Source organism: Ornithinimicrobium tianjinense (genome assembly GCF_014636495.1).
GTDB lineage: Bacteria > Actinomycetota > Actinomycetes > Actinomycetales > Dermatophilaceae > Ornithinicoccus > Ornithinicoccus tianjinensis.
This window is the reverse complement of record NZ_BMEM01000005.1, coordinates 202,680-218,730: the sequence shown is the minus strand read 5'-3', so window position 1 is coordinate 218,730 and position 16,051 is coordinate 202,680. Positions and strand designations below refer to the sequence as shown.

Below are 16,051 nucleotides of genomic sequence, written 5' to 3'. Positions count from 1 at the left end.
GTCGAAGAGTGCTCACTTTTCGAGCGCCGTACCTGCTCAGTTTTCAAGCGCCGCCGACAGGGCCCGACGGTGTTCACCGGGACGCTGGTGCTCCCGTGCGAAGATGTGTGGGCGCCGGTCGACGACCGGTCTGCAGGAGGGTTCGCATAGTGGCCGAGTGCAGGCGCCTTGAAAGCGCCCGAGGGAGACCTCCGTGGGTTCGAATCCCACACCCTCCGCCGTCTGCCGTGGGTCCCGGGCCCGCTCCGGGGTGTCGTCTCGAGGTGCAGGACCACGGGGCGACTGGGTAGGGTCGAGGACGAAACCGACCCTCGGAAGGAGTCACGCATGAACAAGCTGCTGCTGCTCGTCGGCGCCGGTGTGGGGTACGTCCTCGGGGCGCGCGCCGGGCGCGAGCGCTACGACCAGATCGCCGACCAGGCCAACAAGCTCTGGACCGACCCGCGCGTCCAGACCAAGGTCGAGGAGGCCAAGGCCAAGGCCCCCGAGGTCGCCGCCAAGGTGGGCGACCAGGCCAAGGCCAAGGCCAACGAGGTCAAGGCCAAGGTGACCGGTCACGAGACCCTCGCCTCCGACGGCTCGTACGAGAACGCCACCGGTCGCATCGACCCGGAGACGGGCCCGGAGGTCGACACCTCCAAGCTCGGCCCCACGGACGCGTTCCGTCCGGGCACGTCTGCCTGAGGCCCTCTGGCTGAGGTACCTCTGCGCGAGGCACCCGGCACCGCGAAGCGGCCCGTCCCCGGTGGGGCGGGCCGCTTCGTGCATCCCCGACCGGACAGGCTTTCCTGCCGCCCCCTGACCGACCGGACAGGCGTTGATGCCGCCCGGAGGGTGGCAGGAACGCCTGTCCGGTCAGATCCAGAGGGCAGGCTCGTCGTAGAGGGCGTGCTGCGGGTCGACCCCGGCCTCGGGGGTGCGCACCTTGGCGGGGATGCCCGTGGCGACGCACATCGACGGCACGTCCTTGGTCACGACGGCGTTAGCGCCGACCTGCGCGCCGTGGCCGAGGGTGATGTTGCCGAGCACCTTGGCACCCGCACCCACGGTGACGCCGTCGCCCAGGGTCGGGTGACGTTTCACCGGCTCCAGGGAGCGGCCGCCTAGCGTGACCCCGTGGTAGAGCATCACGTCGTCCCCCACCTCGGCGGTCTCGCCGATGACCACACCCATGCCGTGGTCGATGAAGAAGCGCCGGCCGATCGTGGCGCCCGGGTGGATCTCGACGCCGGTCACCGCGCGGGCCGCCTGGGAGATGAGCCTCGCCGACAGCTGGTGACCGTTCACCCACAGGGCGTGCGTGAGGCGGTGGGTCCAGATCGCGTGCAGACCCGGGGAGGCCAGGGCCATCTCCAGGCGGCTGTCGGTGGCCGGGTCGCGGGCGATCGCGGCGTCGAGGTCCTCACGGATGCCCTCGGCAGCGCGACCGACGACCCGGGCCGCCCGCCGCGGTGCGCTCAGGAGGGACACGGCACTCAGTCCCTCAGGTCCTCGAAGAGGACCGTGGACAGGTAGCGCTCGCCGAAGGACGGGATGACCACGACGATGGTCTTGCCCGCGCTCTCCGGCCGCTTGGCGATCTCCAGGGCAGCCCAGACGTTGGCGCCGGAGGAGATGCCGGCCAGGATGCCCTCCTCGGTCGCGAGCGCACGCGAGACGCGCACGGCGTCCTCAAGGGTCGCGTCGAGCACCTCGTCGTAGAGCTCGGTGTCGAGGATCTCGGGGACGAAGTTCGCGCCGAGGCCCTGGATCTTGTGCGGGCCGGGCTGGCCGCCGTTGAGGATCGGGCTGTCCTTGGGCTCGACCACCACGAGGCGGACGTCGGGCTTCTGCTCACGCAGGTAGCGTCCCGCACCGGTGATGGTGCCGCCGGTGCCGACGCCGGCGACGAAGACGTCGACCTGGCCGTCGGTGTCGGCCCAGATCTCCGGGCCGGTCGTCTCGTAGTGCACCTTGACGTTGGCCGGGTTCGCGAACTGCCGAGCCCGCACGGCGCCACGCTCGGCCGCGATCTCCTCAGCCTTGGCGACGGCGCCCTTCATGCCCTCGGATCCCGGGGTGAGGACCAGCTCGGCACCGTAGGCACGCAGCAGCGCGCGGCGCTCCAGGCTCATGGTCTCCGGCATGGCCAGCACGACGTGGTAGCCGCGGGCGGCACCGACCATGGCCAGCGCGATGCCGGTGTTGCCGGACGTGCCCTCGACGATCGTGCCGCCGGGCTGCAGCTCGCCCGACTCGACGGCCGCGTCGATGATCGAGGCGCCGATGCGGTCCTTGACGGACGCGGCCGGGTTCTGGGACTCCAGCTTGACCAGCACCTGCGCCCCCTCCTGCACGCCGTCGGTCAGGCGGTTGAGCCGGACCAGCGGGGTCCGGCCGATGATCTGGGTGATGTCGTCGTACACGGGCACGGGAGGGCGCCTTTCCTGAGAGGGACACGAGAAGTGGTACGTTGGTTATACCTTAACCAACGTTCGGTTATTCCAGCGACCGATGACCATTTCGTCGGACCGACGCACTACCCTCCGACCATGGATGTCGGAGTGCTCCAGGTCATCGCCATCGTCGTCGCCGCGTTCGTCACCCTGACGGCCGTCGCCCTGTTCGTGCGCACGATCGCCTCGTTCGTCACGATCTTCCGCCTCGGGCAGCCCGCCACGCGCTCCGACGCACCGGGCACGCGCACGGTGACGCTGGTCCGGGAATTTCTCGGGCACACCCGGATGGCCCGCAAGCCGGTGGTCGCCGTCGCGCACTGGGGCGTGATGCTCGGCTTCATCCTGCTGACCACCACCCTGGCGACGGCCTACGGCCAGCTCTTCGACCCGCACTTCGCGCTCCCGCTCATCGGCCACTGGCCGCCCTACATCTGGCTGGCCGAGCTCTTCGGCTGGTTCACGGTGCTGGGGATCATCGTCCTGATCGCGGTCCGGCAGCGGACGCACCCACGCACGCTGGGCCGGCGCAGCCGCTTCTGGGGCTCCACCTTCTGGCAGGCGTATGTCGTGGAGTTCGTCATCCTCGGCGTGGGCATCTGCATCGTGCTGCTCCGCGGCCTGGAGAGCGCGCTCGGCCGCGCCACCGGTGCCGACTGGGCCGACCTGGTCCACTTCCCGACGACGAGCTGGGTGGGCCGCTTCTTCGACGGGCTCTCCGTGGGCGCGCTGGAGAACGCGATCGTCGTGGTCGCCCTCGTCAAGATCCTCATCTCGATGGGCTGGATGATCACGGTGGCGGTCACCCCGACCATGGGCGTGGCCTGGCACCGCTTCCTGGCCTTCTTCAACATCTGGTTCAAGCGGCACGCCGACGGACGCACCTCGCTCGCGGAGCTGCAGCCGATCACGGTCAAGGGCGAGCCGCTGGACTTCGAGCAGATCGAGGAGCTCGACGAGGACGCCGCCCTGGGCGTCGGCAAGGTCGAGGACTTCACCTGGAAGGGCCTGCTCGACTTCTCCACCTGCACCGAGTGCGGCCGCTGCCAGGAGCAGTGCCCGGCCTGGAACACCGAGAAGCCCCTCTCCCCCAAGATGGTCGTGCTCAACCTGCGCAACCACCACCACGCCAAGGCGCCGTGGCTGCTCGCCGACGAGGAGCACCGCGAGGCCGCGGCCGGGGCCCTCACCGGGCACGCCGGTGGAGCGCTGCCGGCGAAGCTGCACGGCATACCTGCCGGCGCGGTGCGCGAGGCGCAGCGCGAGCTCGTCGGCGCGACCGAGGGGGACCCGACGGTGCCCGACGGCGGCGCCGTCATCGACCCCGACGTGCTGTGGTCGTGCACGACGTGCGGCGCGTGCGTCGAGCAGTGCCCGGTCGACATCGAGCACGTGGACGCGATCGTCGACATGCGGCGCTACCAGACGCTGATCGAGTCGGCCTTCCCGAGCGAGCTGGGCGGCCTGTTCAAGAACCTCGAGAACAAGGGCAACCCATGGGGCATGAACGCCCGCCTGCGGATGGACTGGGCCAAGGACCTGCCCTTCGAGGTCCCCATGGCCGGCGGCGACGTCGAGGACCTTGCGGAGGTCGACTACCTGTTCTGGGTCGGCTGCGCCGGTGCCTTCGAGGACCGCGCCAAGAAGACCACCCGGGCCGTGGCCGAGCTGCTGCACACGGCCGGCGTCTCCTTCGCCGTGCTCGGCGACGGCGAGACCTGCACCGGCGACCCGGCGCGGCGCGCCGGCAACGAGTTCCTCTTCCAGATGCTCGCGATGCAGAACGTCGAGGTGCTCAAGGAGGTCAACGCGACCAAGATCGTCGTGACCTGCGCGCACTGCTTCAACACGATCAAGAACGAGTATCCGCAGGTCGGCGGGCAGTTCGAGGTCGTGCACCACACGCAGCTGCTCAACAAGCTCGTCCGTGAGAAGCGACTCACCCCCGTGGCCCGCCCGGACCAGGCCGACACCTCCGGCGTGGCGTCGACGGCGGCGACGGTGACCTACCACGACCCGTGCTACCTGGGTCGGCACAACCAGGTCTACGCCCCGCCGCGCGAGCTGCTCGGTGCCCTGCCGGGCGTGGAGCTCACGGAGATGCCGCGCCACGGCGAGAAGTCCTTCTGCTGCGGCGCCGGCGGCGCCCGCATGTGGATGGAGGAGAAGCTCGGGACCCGCATCAACCTCAACCGGACCGAGGAGGCCATCGCCACCGGCGCCGACCGGATCGCGATCGGCTGCCCGTTCTGCCGCGTGATGCTCTCCGACGGCCTGACCCAGAAGCAGTCCGAGGGCACCCGCGAGGACATCGAGGTCGTGGACGTCGCCCAGATGCTGCTGGCCGCCGTGCGCCGCGGCGAGGACGCTCGCCAGGCCTGACCCCCTGCCTGGCCCGCCCCTGGCGGTCAGGGCTCGAAGAGCAGCCCCGGCACCGTCGTGGCGAGCCAGTCGATGGCCCGCTCGTGCGACCACCCCCGGTGCTCGGTGAGCTCGACGTAGAACGCCGTGGAGTAGAGCGAGACCAGCACGTCCGTGGCGGCGTCCTCGTCGACCCCCTCCCGGTAGGAGCCCTTCGCGGCGGCGGCCCGCACGATCCCGCCGTAGCCCTCGTCCCGCAGCCGGTCCTGCTCCAGGCCGGCGGCGGCGACGTCCGCCTCCAGGCCGGCCGCCACCCGGGCGACGACGGTCAGCGGCGCCGCCCGGCGGAAGATCTCCGCCAGCCCGCGCACGAAGCTCTCGATGACGAGCCGCGCCGTCGGCTCCTCCTGCGCGCGCGCCCACTCGGGCATCTCGGGGGGCGTCAGGCCGTCCTCGCCCTGCACCGCCGCCTCCATCACCGCGAGGAAGAGCTGCGACTTGGTGCCGAAGGCGAAGTAGACCATCTGCACCGAGACCCCGGCTTTCTCGGCGATGTCGGCCATCAGCGCCGCCCATGCCATCCCCGGTCACTCCCTCCTGCTCACCGGCCCGGCACGCCGGCTGCACGAGCGGGGCCACGACGTCCGGTGGTACACCGGCGAGTCCCTCCGCCCCGTCGTCGAGCGTCTCGGGATCCAGCTCCTCCCCTACCGCCGGGCCGTCGAGCACACCGCCACCAACCTCAACGACCTCTACCCCCAGCGCGCCAGGCTCAAGGGCCCGATGCAGACCCGCCACGACGGCAAGGTCCTCTTCGCCGACACCGTCCCGGACCTGTTCGCCGACCTGCGGGAGATCCACGAGGAGTGGCCCTACGACGTCGTCCTCCTCGACGCCAGCATGATGGTCGCGCGCCTGCTCAAGGAGAAGGTCGGCGTGCCGGTCGTCGCCCTCTACGCCATCGCCAACATGGAGCCGGACCCGCTCGTGCCCCGGCTGTGGTTCGGGCTGCGCCCGGACCCCTCGCTCCGGGGCCGCGTCCGTGACGCCGTCATCCGCCGGATGAGCGAGGTCATGGTCATGGCCCCGGGCCGGAAGACCTACGAGCGGATCATGGCCGACCACGGCATCACCGAGCACCGCGACATGGTCGAGGACTCTTACGCCGTCGTCGACGCCGCCGTCCAGCAGGGTCTGGAGTCCTTCGACTTCCCGCGGGCCCGCAAGAACCCCCGCGTCCACTACGTCGGCCCCCTCCTGCCCTGGAGCGACCCCGACGCCACCGACCACACGACCGAGGACGAGATCGTCCGGCGAGCTGCGGCATACCCCTGCACCGCCCTCGTCACGCAGGGGACCGTCGACCTCGACCTGGACAAGCTGATCATCCCGACGATCGAGGCGGCCCGGGGTCGCGCGGAGAAGGCCCTCGTCGTGGCCACGACCTGCGGCGATCCTGGCGCTCACGCACGGCGTCCCGCTCGTCTGCGCCGGCCTCAGCGAGGGCAAGAACGACACCATCGCCCACGTCGTCCACCACGGCGTCGGCCTCGACCTGCGCACCGAGAGGCCCGGCGTCGACGCGGTGCGCGCCGGCATCGACCGCGTGCGCCAGGACCCCTCCTACCGCGAGCGGGCCCGCGCCTTCCGGGCAGAGGCGGAGACCCTGGACCCCGACGGAGAGGTCGCCCGGCTCGTCGAGGAGGCCGCTCAGAAGCCCAGCGAGTCCTTGACGGCCTGAGCCCGGTAGCCGGGCGGGGAGAGCAGCACCGGTCCCGCCGACCCGCCGGGCGGCGGGGCTGCGGCCTGGCCTCCCCGAAGAGACGGATCGTGCTAGCGCTCGAGGGTGCTGCGGTGGAAGTTGGCCCAGGAACGGCTCGCGGTCGGGCCGCGCTGCCCCTGGTAGTGGCTGCCGCGCACGTCGGTGCCGTAGGGGTGCTCGGCGGGGCTGCTGAGCTGGAAGAAGCACAGCTGGCCGATCTTCATCCCCGGGTGGAGCACGATCGGCAGCGTCGCGACGTTGGACAGCTCGAGGGTCACGTGACCGGTGAACCCGGGGTCGACGAACCCGGCCGTCGCGTGCGTCAGCAGACCCAGGCGACCCAGCGAGCTCTTGCCCTCGACCCGCGCGGCGATGTCGTCCGGCAGCGAGACCTCCTCGAAGGTCGAGCCGAGGACGAACTCGCCGGGGTGCAGGATGAAGCTCTCCCCAGGCTCGACCTCGACCAGCCGCGTCAGCTCGGGCTGCTCCTCGGCGGGGTCGATCACGGGGTACTTGTGGTTGTCGAAGAGGCGGAAGTAGCGGTCGAGCCGGACGTCCACGCTGGAGGGCTGCACCATCGAGGCGTCCCAGGGGTCGAGACGCACGCGTCCGCCATCGATCTGGGCCCGGATGTCGCGGTCGGAGAGCAGCACGCTGACACCTTAACGGGGGGTCGGCTTGGAGGCGGCGCGGAGGGGCAGCTAGTATGAACGCCCGGCCCCGATCGTGGGCCTCGCGGGAGTAGTTCTCGCGGGTGTAGTTCAATGGTAGAACATCAGCTTCCCAAGCTGAATACGCGAGTTCGATTCTCGTCACCCGCTCCGACACGAAGCCCCGGGCACCTGCCCGGGGCTTCGTCCGTGTCTGGGGGCGTCCTCGCCGCGGCCCAGGTGCTCGAGCATGAGGCGGCGCCGATCTGCTCTGACCCGACCGAGCAGGCGATCGTGACGGTTGTCCACAGGCGCGCCTGTGGACAACTGTCACGATCGCCTGCTCGGTCTGTCAGGGCTCCGCGAGCTCGGCGTCGCTGAGGCCGTCGGAGTGGGTCCGGACCCACCGGCCGTACTCCGCCAGCGCATGCGTCATCGGGACCGCGACGATCTCGGGGACGTCGTAGCGGTGCTGACGCCGCACCGCCTCGGCCACCTGCGGGAAGGCCTCGGCGGTGGTCTTGACGAGCAGCAGCCACTCGGGCGCGCGGTGCACCTCACCCTTCCACGCGTAGACCGACGTCATCGGCCCCAGGATCTGCACGCACGCCGCCAGCTGCCGGGCGACGAGGTCGTCGGCGATCCGCTGGGCCGACTCGGTGTCCGGGACGCTGACGTGGGCCTCCACGAGCGCAGAGCCGGGGTCCTCGACGCCGGGCGTCGTCACGCGCTCACCTCCGCCAGGGCCTCGTCGAGCATGGCGACGCCTTCCTTGGCCTCCTCGTGGGTGATGACGCACGGCGGCACCATGTGCACGCGGTTGCCCATGACGAGCGGCCACAGACCCCGGCTCACGCAGGCCTGCTGGACCGCCTTGACCTTGTCGGCGGCCAGGGGCTCGCGGGTCTGCCGGTCGGCCACCAGCTCGACCGCCCAGAAGGTGGCCAGGCCGCGCACGTCGCCCACGATCTCGTGGCGCCCCAGCAGGTCGCGCAGGCCCGGGCCCAGGGTGCGCTCGCCCACCTCGGCGGAGTTCTCCACGATCCGCTCCTCGCGCATGATGCGGATGGCGGCCGCGGCCGAGGCCGTCGCCAGGGCGTGGCCGGAGTAGGTCAGGCCGCCCGGGTAGGGCCGCTCGTCGAAGGTGGCGGCGATCTCGTCGGAGAGGACGACGCCGCCGAGCGGGACGTAGCCGGAGTTGACGCCCTTGGCGAAGACGATGAGGTCGGGACGCACGCCCCAGTGGTCGAGGGCGAACCAGGTGCCGGCCCGGCCGAAGCCGCACATCACCTCGTCGAGGATCAGCATGATGCCGTGCTCGTCGCACAGCGCCCGGACGCCCTCGAGGTAGCCGGCGGGCGGCGGGATGACCCCGTTGGAGCCGACGACGGTCTCCAGGATGATCGCGGCGACCAGGTGCGGACCCTCGGCCTCGACGGTATGCCGCAGGTGCGCCAGCGCGCGCTCGCTCTCCTCCTGCTCGGTCGTGGCGTGGAACTCGGAGCGGTAGAGGTGCGGGCCCCAGAAGTGCACCACGCCGGGGATCGAGGGCTCGCTCCCCCACCGGCGGGCCTCGCCGGTGAGCGCGATCGCGCCCGCCGTCGCGCCGTGGTAGCTGCGGTAGGCCGCGAGGACCTTGTGGCGGCCGGTGTGCACGCGGGCCATCCGGATGGCGTTCTCGTTGCCCTCGGCCCCGCCGTTGGTGAAGAAGACCTTGCTCATCCCCGCCGGGGCCAGCTCGGCGATGGCCGCCGCGGCCTCGGCGCGCGACTCCTCGTAGAAGCTGGGCGCGACCGTCGTGATGCGCGCGGCCGCCTCCTGGATCGCCTCGGTGAGCCGGGGGTGCTGGTAGCCGATGTTGACGTTGACCAGCTGGCTGGTGAAGTCGAGGAAGCGCCGGCCCTGGTAGTCCCAGAACCACGAGCCCTCGCCGCCCGCGAGCGGCAGCGGGTCGACGGCCTTCTGGGCCACCCAGGAGGTCAGCACGTGCGCGCGTGAGAGCTCGCGGATCCGTGCCTCGCGCACGGGGTCGGCGGGCAGCGGACGGGGCGTCGTCGTCTCCATGCGACCCGAGTATGCCTGTCCGTCACCTGCGTCGGGGCCAGGGGGGCAAGATGGGCCCATGGCCGCGACCGACACGCACCTGCCCGAGCCGTCCTACGCGAGCGGACCGGTCGACATACCCCTCATCGAGGAGACCATCGGGGACCTGCTCGACCGGACCGTGCGGACCCACCACGACCGCGAGGCCCTGGTGGACGTCCCCAGCGGCCGCCGCTGGTCCTACGCCGAGCTGCTCGTCGACGTCGAACGCGTCGCGCGCGGGCTGGTGGCGACCGGCGTGCGCACCGGCGACCGCGTCGGGATCTGGGCACCCAACTGCGCCGAGTGGACGCTGCTGCAGCTCGCCACCGCCAAGCTGGGCGTGATCCTCGTGAACATCAACCCGGCCTACCGCACGCACGAGCTGGAGTTCGTCCTCAACCAGTCCGGCGTGCGGATGCTCGTGTGCGCCGAGTCCTTCAAGGGCAGCGACTACCCGGCGATGGCGGAGTCCGTGCGCCCGGCGTGCCCGTCGCTCGCGCAGGTCGTCGTCATCGGCCGGGCCAGCTGGACCGAGCTGCTCAACAACGCCTCGCTCGTCACCCGCACCCGGCTCCTGGAGATCCAGGCGGGCCTGCGGCCGGACGACCCGATCAACATCCAGTACACCTCGGGCACGACCGGCTTCCCCAAGGGCGCGACGCTGTCGCACCGCAACATCCTCAACAACGGCTTCTTCGTTGGCGAGGGCTGCAGCTACACCGAGCAGGACCGGATCTGCATCCCGGTGCCCTTCTACCACTGCTTCGGGATGGTCATGGGCAACCTCGCGGCGGTGACCCACGGCGCGTGCATGGTCATCCCGGGTCCCGGGTTCGACCCCGCCGCCACCCTGCGGGCGGTGCGCGACGAGGGCTGCACGTCGCTCTACGGCGTGCCGACGATGTTCATCGCCGAGCTCGAGCTGATCGGGCGGGGCGGGGAGTTCTCCACCGCCGACCTGGCGACGGTGCGCACCGGGATCATGGCCGGGTCGCTGTGCCCGGCCTCGGTGATGCGGGCCCTGATCGACGCAGGCGTGACCGACCTGACGATCTGCTACGGGATGACCGAGACCTCACCGGTGTCGACGCAGACCTCGCCGACCGACCCGTTCGAGAAGAAGGTCGGCACCGTCGGCCGGGTCGGACCGCACCTGGAGATCCGCATCGTCGACCCGGTGACCCGGGAGGTGGTGCCCCGCGGCACGCCCGGCGAGTTCTGCACCAGGGGCTACTCGGTGATGATCGGCTACTGGGAACAGCCGGACAAGACCGCCGAGGTCATCAACGACGGGTGGATGGCCACGGGCGACATCGGCGTCATGGACGAGGACGGCTACGTCGAGATCACCGGCCGGATCAAGGACCTCGTCATCCGCGGCGGCGAGAACATCTACCCCCGCGAGGTCGAGGAGTTCCTCATGGGCCACCCGGACGTCGTCGATGCCCAGGTGGTCGGGGTGCCCGACGCCAAGTACGGCGAGGAGCTCATGGCCTGGCTGCGCCTCAAGGAGGGCGCCGCCCCGCTGACCGCCGAGGCGGTCCGCGCCTACGCCCAGGGCCGCCTGGCCCACTACAAGGTCCCGCGCTACGTGCAGGTCATCGACGAGTTCCCGATGACCGTCACGGGCAAGATCCGCAAGGTCGAGCTCCGTGAGAAGGGTGAGCAGATCCTGCACGAGCAGGAGTGAGGGGTCGGCCGGGGCGACCCCGGCCGGCAAGGGCCCCTCAGCCGAACGGCGGCGTGAAGCGTCCGTCGATGGCGGTCCAACCACCGTCGACCATCACCTGGCTGCCGGTGACGAAGCTGGCGGCGTCCGAGGCGAGCCAGCAGACCGCGCCGACCATCTCCTCCGGGCGGGCCCAGCGGCCCAGCGCGGACTTCTCGGCATAAGCACGCCCCCACGCCTCGTCGGCGCGGATCTGCTCGGTCAGCGGGGTCTCCACCACGCCCGGGGCGACCGCGTTGATCCGCACGCCCGAGGGGCCGAGCTCCGCGGACAGCGTCTTGACCAGCTGCGTCACGCCCGCCTTGGTGGCGGCGTAGACACCCTGCCCGGGCTCGACGACCACGGCACGGATCGAGGTGAGCGCCACGATCGAGCCGCTCCCCCGCTCCACCATCCGGGGCGCGAACGCGCGCACCACGTCGAAGGTGGCCCGCAGGTTGAGCCCCACCACCCGGTCGAACTCCTCGGCGGAGTAGTCCAGCACACGCTTGCGCACGTTGGTGGCCGCGGTGAGCACCAGCACGTCCACGTCGCCCAGGTCCTCGGCCACGCGCCCCACCGAGGCGGGGTCGAGCACGTCGACGGGGTATGCCGCGTGCGCGCGGGTCTGATGGTCGGCCAGCCCGTCCCGCACGGCCTCCGCGGTCGCCGGGTCCTTGTCGAGGCAGCTCACCCGGGCGCCCTGGGCCGCGAGCCCGGCCGCGATCTCGCCGCCGATCCCGCCGCACCCCACGACGACGGCGTGCCTGCCGTCGAGCCGGAACATGGTCGCGTAGTCGAGTGACGTCATACCCGGCAGTGTGGCGCACCCGGTCGGGCGACCGGCCGGCGGCCCCGAGGCCGCACGGGCCGGCGACTCACCGGGAGGGGTCGTGCACCGCGCTCGGGAAGGCCTCGCGGTAGGAGCGCCACGTGCCGGCCGGCGTCGTGACCGGCTCCGCGGCCAGGGTGGCGCGCACGATCGCCCGGGTGACCACCTCGGCCGCGGCCTGCAGCGCGTGGTGGACGGTCAGGGGGTCGGCGGGCTCGCGCCGGCAGGTCGCGAGCCCGAAGAGGGTGTCGCCGTCGTACATCGTGTGCGCCGGCTGGATCGCCCGGGCCATGCCGTCGTGACCGCTCATCGCCAGCCGGCGCGCCTGGGCCTCGGTGAGCGTCAGGTCGGTCGCCACGACGCCGATCGTGGTCGCCAGGCTCCGCGGCGTCCCGTGGGCGTCCGGGGACGCCGCCGCGCGCCGGGTCGCCTCGTCGAGCTCTGCCGGGTCGGGCGCGCGCAGGGCGGCGCCGTGCGGGATACCGGGGAGGTCGAGGTCGCCCTCGACGAGGGAACGGGCGCCGTAGAGCTCGCCCGTGCGCGGGTCGACGGTGGAGCCGACCGCGTTGAGCACGACGAGCGCGGCGACGGTCGCGCCACCGGGCAGGACGGCGCTGGCGGTGCCGAGGCCGCCGCGCAGGCCCCCGGCGACCTGGCCCCCCGTGCCGGCACCCACCGGACCGAGCAGGGGTATGTCGTGGCCGTCGCCGGCCGCCTCGCACGCCGCCCGGCCGAAGGAGGCGTCCGGGGTCGCGCCCCACTCGCCACCGCGGCCGAGGTCGAAGATCACCGCGCCCGGCACGATGGGCACGACCTGCCCCGGCGCCCACATCCCGAGCCCGCGTCCCTGCTCGAGGAGCCAGCGCATGACGCCGTCGGCGGCCGCGAGCCCGAACGCCGAGCCCCCGGAGAGGGAGACCGCGTGGACGCGGTCGACGAGGTTGCAGGGGTCGAGCAGGTCGGTCTCGCGGGTCCCGGGGCCCCCGCCGCGCACGTCGGTGCCGGCGACCGCGCCCTCGCCGTCGGCGAGGACCACGGTGCTGCCGGTGAGCCAGCCCTCGCCGGTCCGCTGGTGGTGGCCCACGGTGAGGCCGGCGACGTCGAGCAGGGAGTTGCGGGGGCCGGCGGGCAGGGCAGGGACGCTCATCGGTGGCTGGACTCCTCGGGTGTGGTGGGTGAGGTGGTGGTGGTAGTGGGTGAGGTGGTGGCGCCGGCGAGCGCGACGAGGATGTCCTCGACGCGGTCGGTGGCGTCACCGAAGAGCATCCGGGTGTTGTCGCGCCCGAACAGCGGGTTGTCGACGCCGGAGTAGCCGGTGGCCATCGACCGCTTGAAGACGATCACCTGCCGCGCGTGCCAGACCTCGAGGACGGGCATCCCGGCGATCGGGCTGACCGGCTCCTCCACCGCGGCCGGGTTGACGGTGTCGTTGGCGCCGATGACCAGCACCACGTCCGTGTCGGCCAGGTCGGGGTTGATCTCCTCCAGGCCCAGCACGATGTCGTAGGGCACGCGCGCCTCGGCCAGCAGGACGTTCATGTGCCCGGGGAGCCGACCCGCCACGGGGTGGATGCCGAACCGGACCCGGACGCCCAGCTCGCCGAGGCGCTCGGCGAGCCTCGCCACGGCATACTGCGCCCGGGCGACCGCCATCCCGTAGCCGGGCGTCACCACGACCGTGCGCGCCGTGCGGAGCAGGTCGGCGGCGGCCTCGGGCGTGATCTCGCGGACCGGCTGCGTCGCGGCGACCGGGCCGCTGCCACCCGCGCCCGCGAGGCCTGCGGCCGGGGTGCCCTGGCCGAAGCCGCCCGCGATGACCGACAGGAACGAGCGGTTCATGGCCTTGCACATCAGGTAGGACAGGATCGCGCCCGAGCTGCCCACGAGCGCGCCGGTGATGATCAGCAGGTCGTTGCCCAGCATGAAGCCGGCCGCGGCGGCCGCCCAGCCGCTGTAGGAGTTGAGCATCGACACCACGACCGGCATGTCGCCGCCGCCGATCGAGGCGACCAGGTGCGCGCCGAGCAGGAGCGCCATACCGGTGAGGACGAGCAGCGACCACAGGGAGGGGGCGACGACGAACCACCCGGCGAGCGCCACGCTCGCGAGCACCACGACGAGGTTGAGCAGGTGGCGGCGCGGCAGCATCAGCGGGGCCCCGCTCATCCGCCCGCTCAGCTTGCCCCAGGCGACGACCGACCCGGTGAGCGTCACCGCACCGATGAAGACGCCGACGGCGATCTCGACGCGCTGGCTCACCGCCGCACCGCCGCTGCCGTGGCCGTGCGTGAGGTAGGTGTTGACGCCGACCAGGACCGCCGCCAGCCCGACGAAGCTGTGCAGCATCGCGATGAGCTCGGGCATCCCGGTCATCTCCACGGCGCGCGCCCGCCAGACGCCGATCACCGCTCCCACGCCCACCGCGACCGCGATGAGCAGCAGGGTCACCACCGTGCCGCGCTCGGCGTCGCGGACGGCGAGCGCGACGGTCGCGGTGAGGGCGAGCGCCATACCGACGATGCCGAGCAGGTTGCCGCGGCGGGCCGACTCGTGCCGGGACAGGCCCGCGAGCGCGCCCAGGAAGAGGAGCGCGGCCAGGAGGTATGCCGTCTCCGCGGCGGCGTCGAGGGTGAGGCTCACGGCTCGGCCCTCCGGAACATGCCGAGCATCCGGTGGGTGACCGTGAAGCCGCCGACGATGTTGACCGAGGCGACCGTGATGCCGACCATCGAGAGCGCAGTGACCCAGGGGTCGGCGCTGCCCACCTGCAGCAGGGCGCCGACGCAGATGATGCCGCTGATCGCGTTGGTGACGGACATGAGCGGGGTGTGCAGGGCGTGGGTGACGTGGGAGATGACGTAGTAGCCCGCGACGACGGCGAGGGCGAAGACGGTGAGGTGGGCGCGGACCTCGTGCGGCGCGAGGGCGGCCGCGAGCGCGACCAGGGCGCCGGTCGCGAGGAGCACCGCCCGGCGGGTGGCGCGGTCCGGGGCCGGGGCGGGTGCCGGGGCGGGAGGTGCCGGAGGTGCGGCAGGTGCGGCGCTCGGCGCGGGCCCCCTCGCCTGGACCGACGACGGAGGGGGCGGCCACAGCAGCTCCCCGGCGCGCGCGACGGTCATGCCGCGCACCACCTCGTCCTCGAGGTCGGGGGCCAGCTCGCCGCCCGGACCGGCGACGAGGCGGACCAGGCTGACCATGTTGGTGCCGTAGAGCTGGGAGGCCTGACCGGGCAGCCGGCCGGCGAGGTCGGTCCAGCCGAGCAGGTGCACGCCGCCCTCGGTGACGACGCGCTGGTCGCGGACCGTCCCGGCGACGTTGCCGCCGGTGGCGGCCGCGAGGTCGACCACCACCGAGCCTGGCCGCATGGCGGCGACGGTCTCCGAACCGATGAGACGCGGGGCCGGGCGGCCCGGCAGGAGCGCCGTGGTGATGACCACGTCGGCGGCGCGGGCCTCCCGGTCGTAGACGGCGGCGGCGAGGGCCTCCTGGTCCTCGGTGAGCGCGCGGGCATAGCCGTCAGCGCTGGTCGTCGTGGCCCCGAGCGGCACGAACGTCGCCCCCAGCGACTCGACCTGCTCGGCCACCTCCGGGCGGACGTCGGTGGCGCGCACCTCGGCGCCGAGCGCCCGGGCGGCACCGATGGCGGCCAGACCCGCGACGCCCGCGCCGGCGACGAAGACCCGCGCCGGCGGGGTGGTGCCCGCCGCGGTGACCTGTCCGCCGAACATGCCGCCGAGCTCGTGCGCCGCCTCGACGACCGCGCGGTAGCCGCTCAGGTTGGCCATCGAGCTGAGCACGTCGAGGGACTGCGAGCGCGACATCCGCGGGACGGCGTCCATCGCGAACGCCGTGACACCCCGGTCGGTCAGGAGCTGGAGGAGCTCGGGCGAGCGAGCGGGCGCGAGCAGACCGGCCAGCGCACCGTCGGGGCGGAGCAGGGCGACCTCCTCCTGGGTGGGCGGGTCGACCTTGAGCACCAGGTCGGCGGCCCAGACGGCCGCCCGGTCGACGATCTGCGCGCCCGCCCCGGCGTAGGCGCTGTCGGGGTAGGCCGCCCGCGCCCCGGCGCCGCTCTCGACGAGGAGCTCGTGACCCAGCCCGACCAGCACGGAGGTCGTCGAGGGCGTCGCGGCCACGATGGCCTGCCCGTCACGGGACTCGCGCGGGACACCGATCCGCATCGCCCTCGCCTTTCGTCATCGAGAAGGAGCGCGTGGC

14 protein-coding genes and 2 tRNA genes are annotated in these 16,051 nt (G+C 72.4%); 6 read left to right on the top strand and 10 right to left on the bottom strand.

All coding sequences use genetic code 11. The features are described from left to right. The first annotated feature begins 135 nt into the window (after positions 1-135). A tRNA-Ser gene (locus tag IEV65_RS14395) sits at positions 136-218 on the top strand. A gap of 109 nt (positions 219-327) precedes the next feature. Then, the gene (locus tag IEV65_RS14390) at positions 328-684 is read left to right on the top strand and encodes a YtxH domain-containing protein (protein ID WP_188431958.1); all 357 of its coding nucleotides are present in this window, start codon (positions 328-330) and stop codon (positions 682-684) included. 171 nt (positions 685-855) lie between these two features. Here IEV65_RS14390 and epsC read toward each other — a convergent pair whose 3' ends face one another. Next, a complete protein-coding gene (epsC, locus tag IEV65_RS14385; protein WP_229735304.1) occupies positions 856-1,470 on the bottom strand; it encodes a serine O-acetyltransferase EpsC in 615 nt (204 codons plus the stop codon). 5 nt (positions 1,471-1,475) lie between these two features. Beyond that, complete coding sequence (gene cysK, locus IEV65_RS14380) at positions 1,476-2,411, bottom strand: cysteine synthase A (protein ID WP_188431956.1); 936 nt, start codon at positions 2,409-2,411, stop codon at positions 1,476-1,478. Positions 2,412-2,531: 120 nt separating this feature from the next. Here cysK and IEV65_RS14375 point away from each other — a divergent pair, with 120 nt between their 5' ends. Then, positions 2,532-4,817, top strand: coding sequence for a (Fe-S)-binding protein (locus IEV65_RS14375; RefSeq protein ID WP_188431955.1), 2,286 nt, complete (start codon positions 2,532-2,534; stop codon positions 4,815-4,817). 26 nt (positions 4,818-4,843) lie between these two features. On the opposite strand, the gene IEV65_RS14370 is transcribed toward IEV65_RS14375, so the two are convergent. Beyond that, positions 4,844-5,377, bottom strand: a complete 534-nt coding sequence (locus IEV65_RS14370) for a TetR family transcriptional regulator (protein WP_188431953.1) — start codon at positions 5,375-5,377, stop codon at positions 4,844-4,846. 1,004 nt (positions 5,378-6,381) lie between these two features. Here IEV65_RS14370 and IEV65_RS14365 point away from each other — a divergent pair. Then, on the top strand, positions 6,382-6,537 hold the full coding sequence (locus IEV65_RS14365; RefSeq protein WP_188431952.1) for a hypothetical protein: 156 nt from the start codon (positions 6,382-6,384) through the stop codon (positions 6,535-6,537). Between the two features lie 92 nt (positions 6,538-6,629). Here IEV65_RS14365 and dcd read toward each other — a convergent pair whose 3' ends face one another. Further along, positions 6,630-7,211 carry a dCTP deaminase gene (dcd, locus tag IEV65_RS14360; protein ID WP_188431951.1) on the bottom strand — a complete coding sequence of 194 codons (582 nt, stop codon included), beginning with the start codon at positions 7,209-7,211 and terminating at the stop codon, positions 6,630-6,632. A 97-nt stretch (positions 7,212-7,308) separates the two neighbouring features. Between dcd and IEV65_RS14355 the strand changes: the two genes are divergently transcribed. Next, positions 7,309-7,379 (top strand) — tRNA-Gly (locus IEV65_RS14355). A 181-nt stretch (positions 7,380-7,560) separates the two neighbouring features. Here the strand turns inward: IEV65_RS14355 and cutA are convergent. Together cutA and IEV65_RS14345 are read right to left on the bottom strand one after the other, a co-directional pair. After that, positions 7,561-7,935 carry a divalent-cation tolerance protein CutA gene (cutA, locus tag IEV65_RS14350; RefSeq protein ID WP_188431950.1) on the bottom strand — a complete coding sequence of 125 codons (375 nt, stop codon included), beginning with the start codon at positions 7,933-7,935 and terminating at the stop codon, positions 7,561-7,563. Then, positions 7,932-9,272, bottom strand: a complete 1,341-nt coding sequence (locus tag IEV65_RS14345; RefSeq protein ID WP_188431949.1) for an aminotransferase class III-fold pyridoxal phosphate-dependent enzyme — start codon at positions 9,270-9,272, stop codon at positions 7,932-7,934. Before IEV65_RS14345 ends, cutA begins: the two co-directional genes overlap by 4 nt. 58 nt (positions 9,273-9,330) lie before the next feature. Between IEV65_RS14345 and IEV65_RS14340 the strand changes: the two genes are divergently transcribed. Beyond that, a complete protein-coding gene (locus IEV65_RS14340) occupies positions 9,331-10,983 on the top strand; it encodes an AMP-binding protein (RefSeq protein ID WP_188431948.1) in 1,653 nt (550 codons plus the stop codon). Positions 10,984-11,020: 37 nt separating this feature from the next. Here the strand turns inward: IEV65_RS14340 and IEV65_RS14335 are convergent, their stop codons facing one another. From IEV65_RS14335 to IEV65_RS14320, 4 genes are all read right to left on the bottom strand, one after another. Then, on the bottom strand, positions 11,021-11,812 hold the full coding sequence (locus IEV65_RS14335) for an SDR family NAD(P)-dependent oxidoreductase (protein ID WP_188431947.1): 792 nt from the start codon (positions 11,810-11,812) through the stop codon (positions 11,021-11,023). A gap of 67 nt (positions 11,813-11,879) precedes the next feature. After that, entirely contained in the window at positions 11,880-12,980 is a 1,101-nt protein-coding gene (locus tag IEV65_RS14330) for a P1 family peptidase (RefSeq protein ID WP_188431946.1), read from the bottom strand. Further along, positions 12,977-14,473 carry an NAD(P)(+) transhydrogenase (Re/Si-specific) subunit beta gene (locus IEV65_RS14325; protein ID WP_188431944.1) on the bottom strand — a complete coding sequence of 499 codons (1,497 nt, stop codon included), beginning with the start codon at positions 14,471-14,473 and terminating at the stop codon, positions 12,977-12,979. Before IEV65_RS14325 ends, IEV65_RS14330 begins: the two co-directional genes overlap by 4 nt. Beyond that, entirely contained in the window at positions 14,470-16,014 is a 1,545-nt protein-coding gene (locus tag IEV65_RS14320; protein ID WP_188431943.1) for a Re/Si-specific NAD(P)(+) transhydrogenase subunit alpha, read from the bottom strand. The genes IEV65_RS14325 and IEV65_RS14320 overlap by 4 nt, the downstream gene beginning before the upstream one ends. Positions 16,015-16,051: the final 37 nt, after the last annotated feature.

Bases quoted from the DNA above. Each gene is read 5' to 3' on its own strand.
- IEV65_RS14390 (WP_188431958.1), top strand. From the start codon at position 328: ATGAACAAGCTGCTGCTGCTCGTCGGCGCCGGTGTGGGGTACGTCCTC.
- IEV65_RS14375 (WP_188431955.1), top strand. From the start codon at position 2,532: ATGGATGTCGGAGTGCTCCAGGTCATCGCCATCGTCGTCGCCGCGTTC.
- IEV65_RS14370 (WP_188431953.1), bottom strand. From the start codon at position 5,377: ATGGCATGGGCGGCGCTGATGGCCGACATCGCCGAGAAAGCCGGGGTC.
- IEV65_RS14345 (WP_188431949.1), bottom strand. From the start codon at position 9,272: ATGGAGACGACGACGCCCCGTCCGCTGCCCGCCGACCCCGTGCGCGAG.
- IEV65_RS14340 (WP_188431948.1), top strand. From the start codon at position 9,331: ATGGCCGCGACCGACACGCACCTGCCCGAGCCGTCCTACGCGAGCGGA.
- IEV65_RS14335 (WP_188431947.1), bottom strand. From the start codon at position 11,812: ATGACGTCACTCGACTACGCGACCATGTTCCGGCTCGACGGCAGGCAC.
- IEV65_RS14330 (WP_188431946.1), bottom strand. From the start codon at position 12,980: ATGAGCGTCCCTGCCCTGCCCGCCGGCCCCCGCAACTCCCTGCTCGAC.
- IEV65_RS14320 (WP_188431943.1), bottom strand. From the start codon at position 16,014: ATGCGGATCGGTGTCCCGCGCGAGTCCCGTGACGGGCAGGCCATCGTG.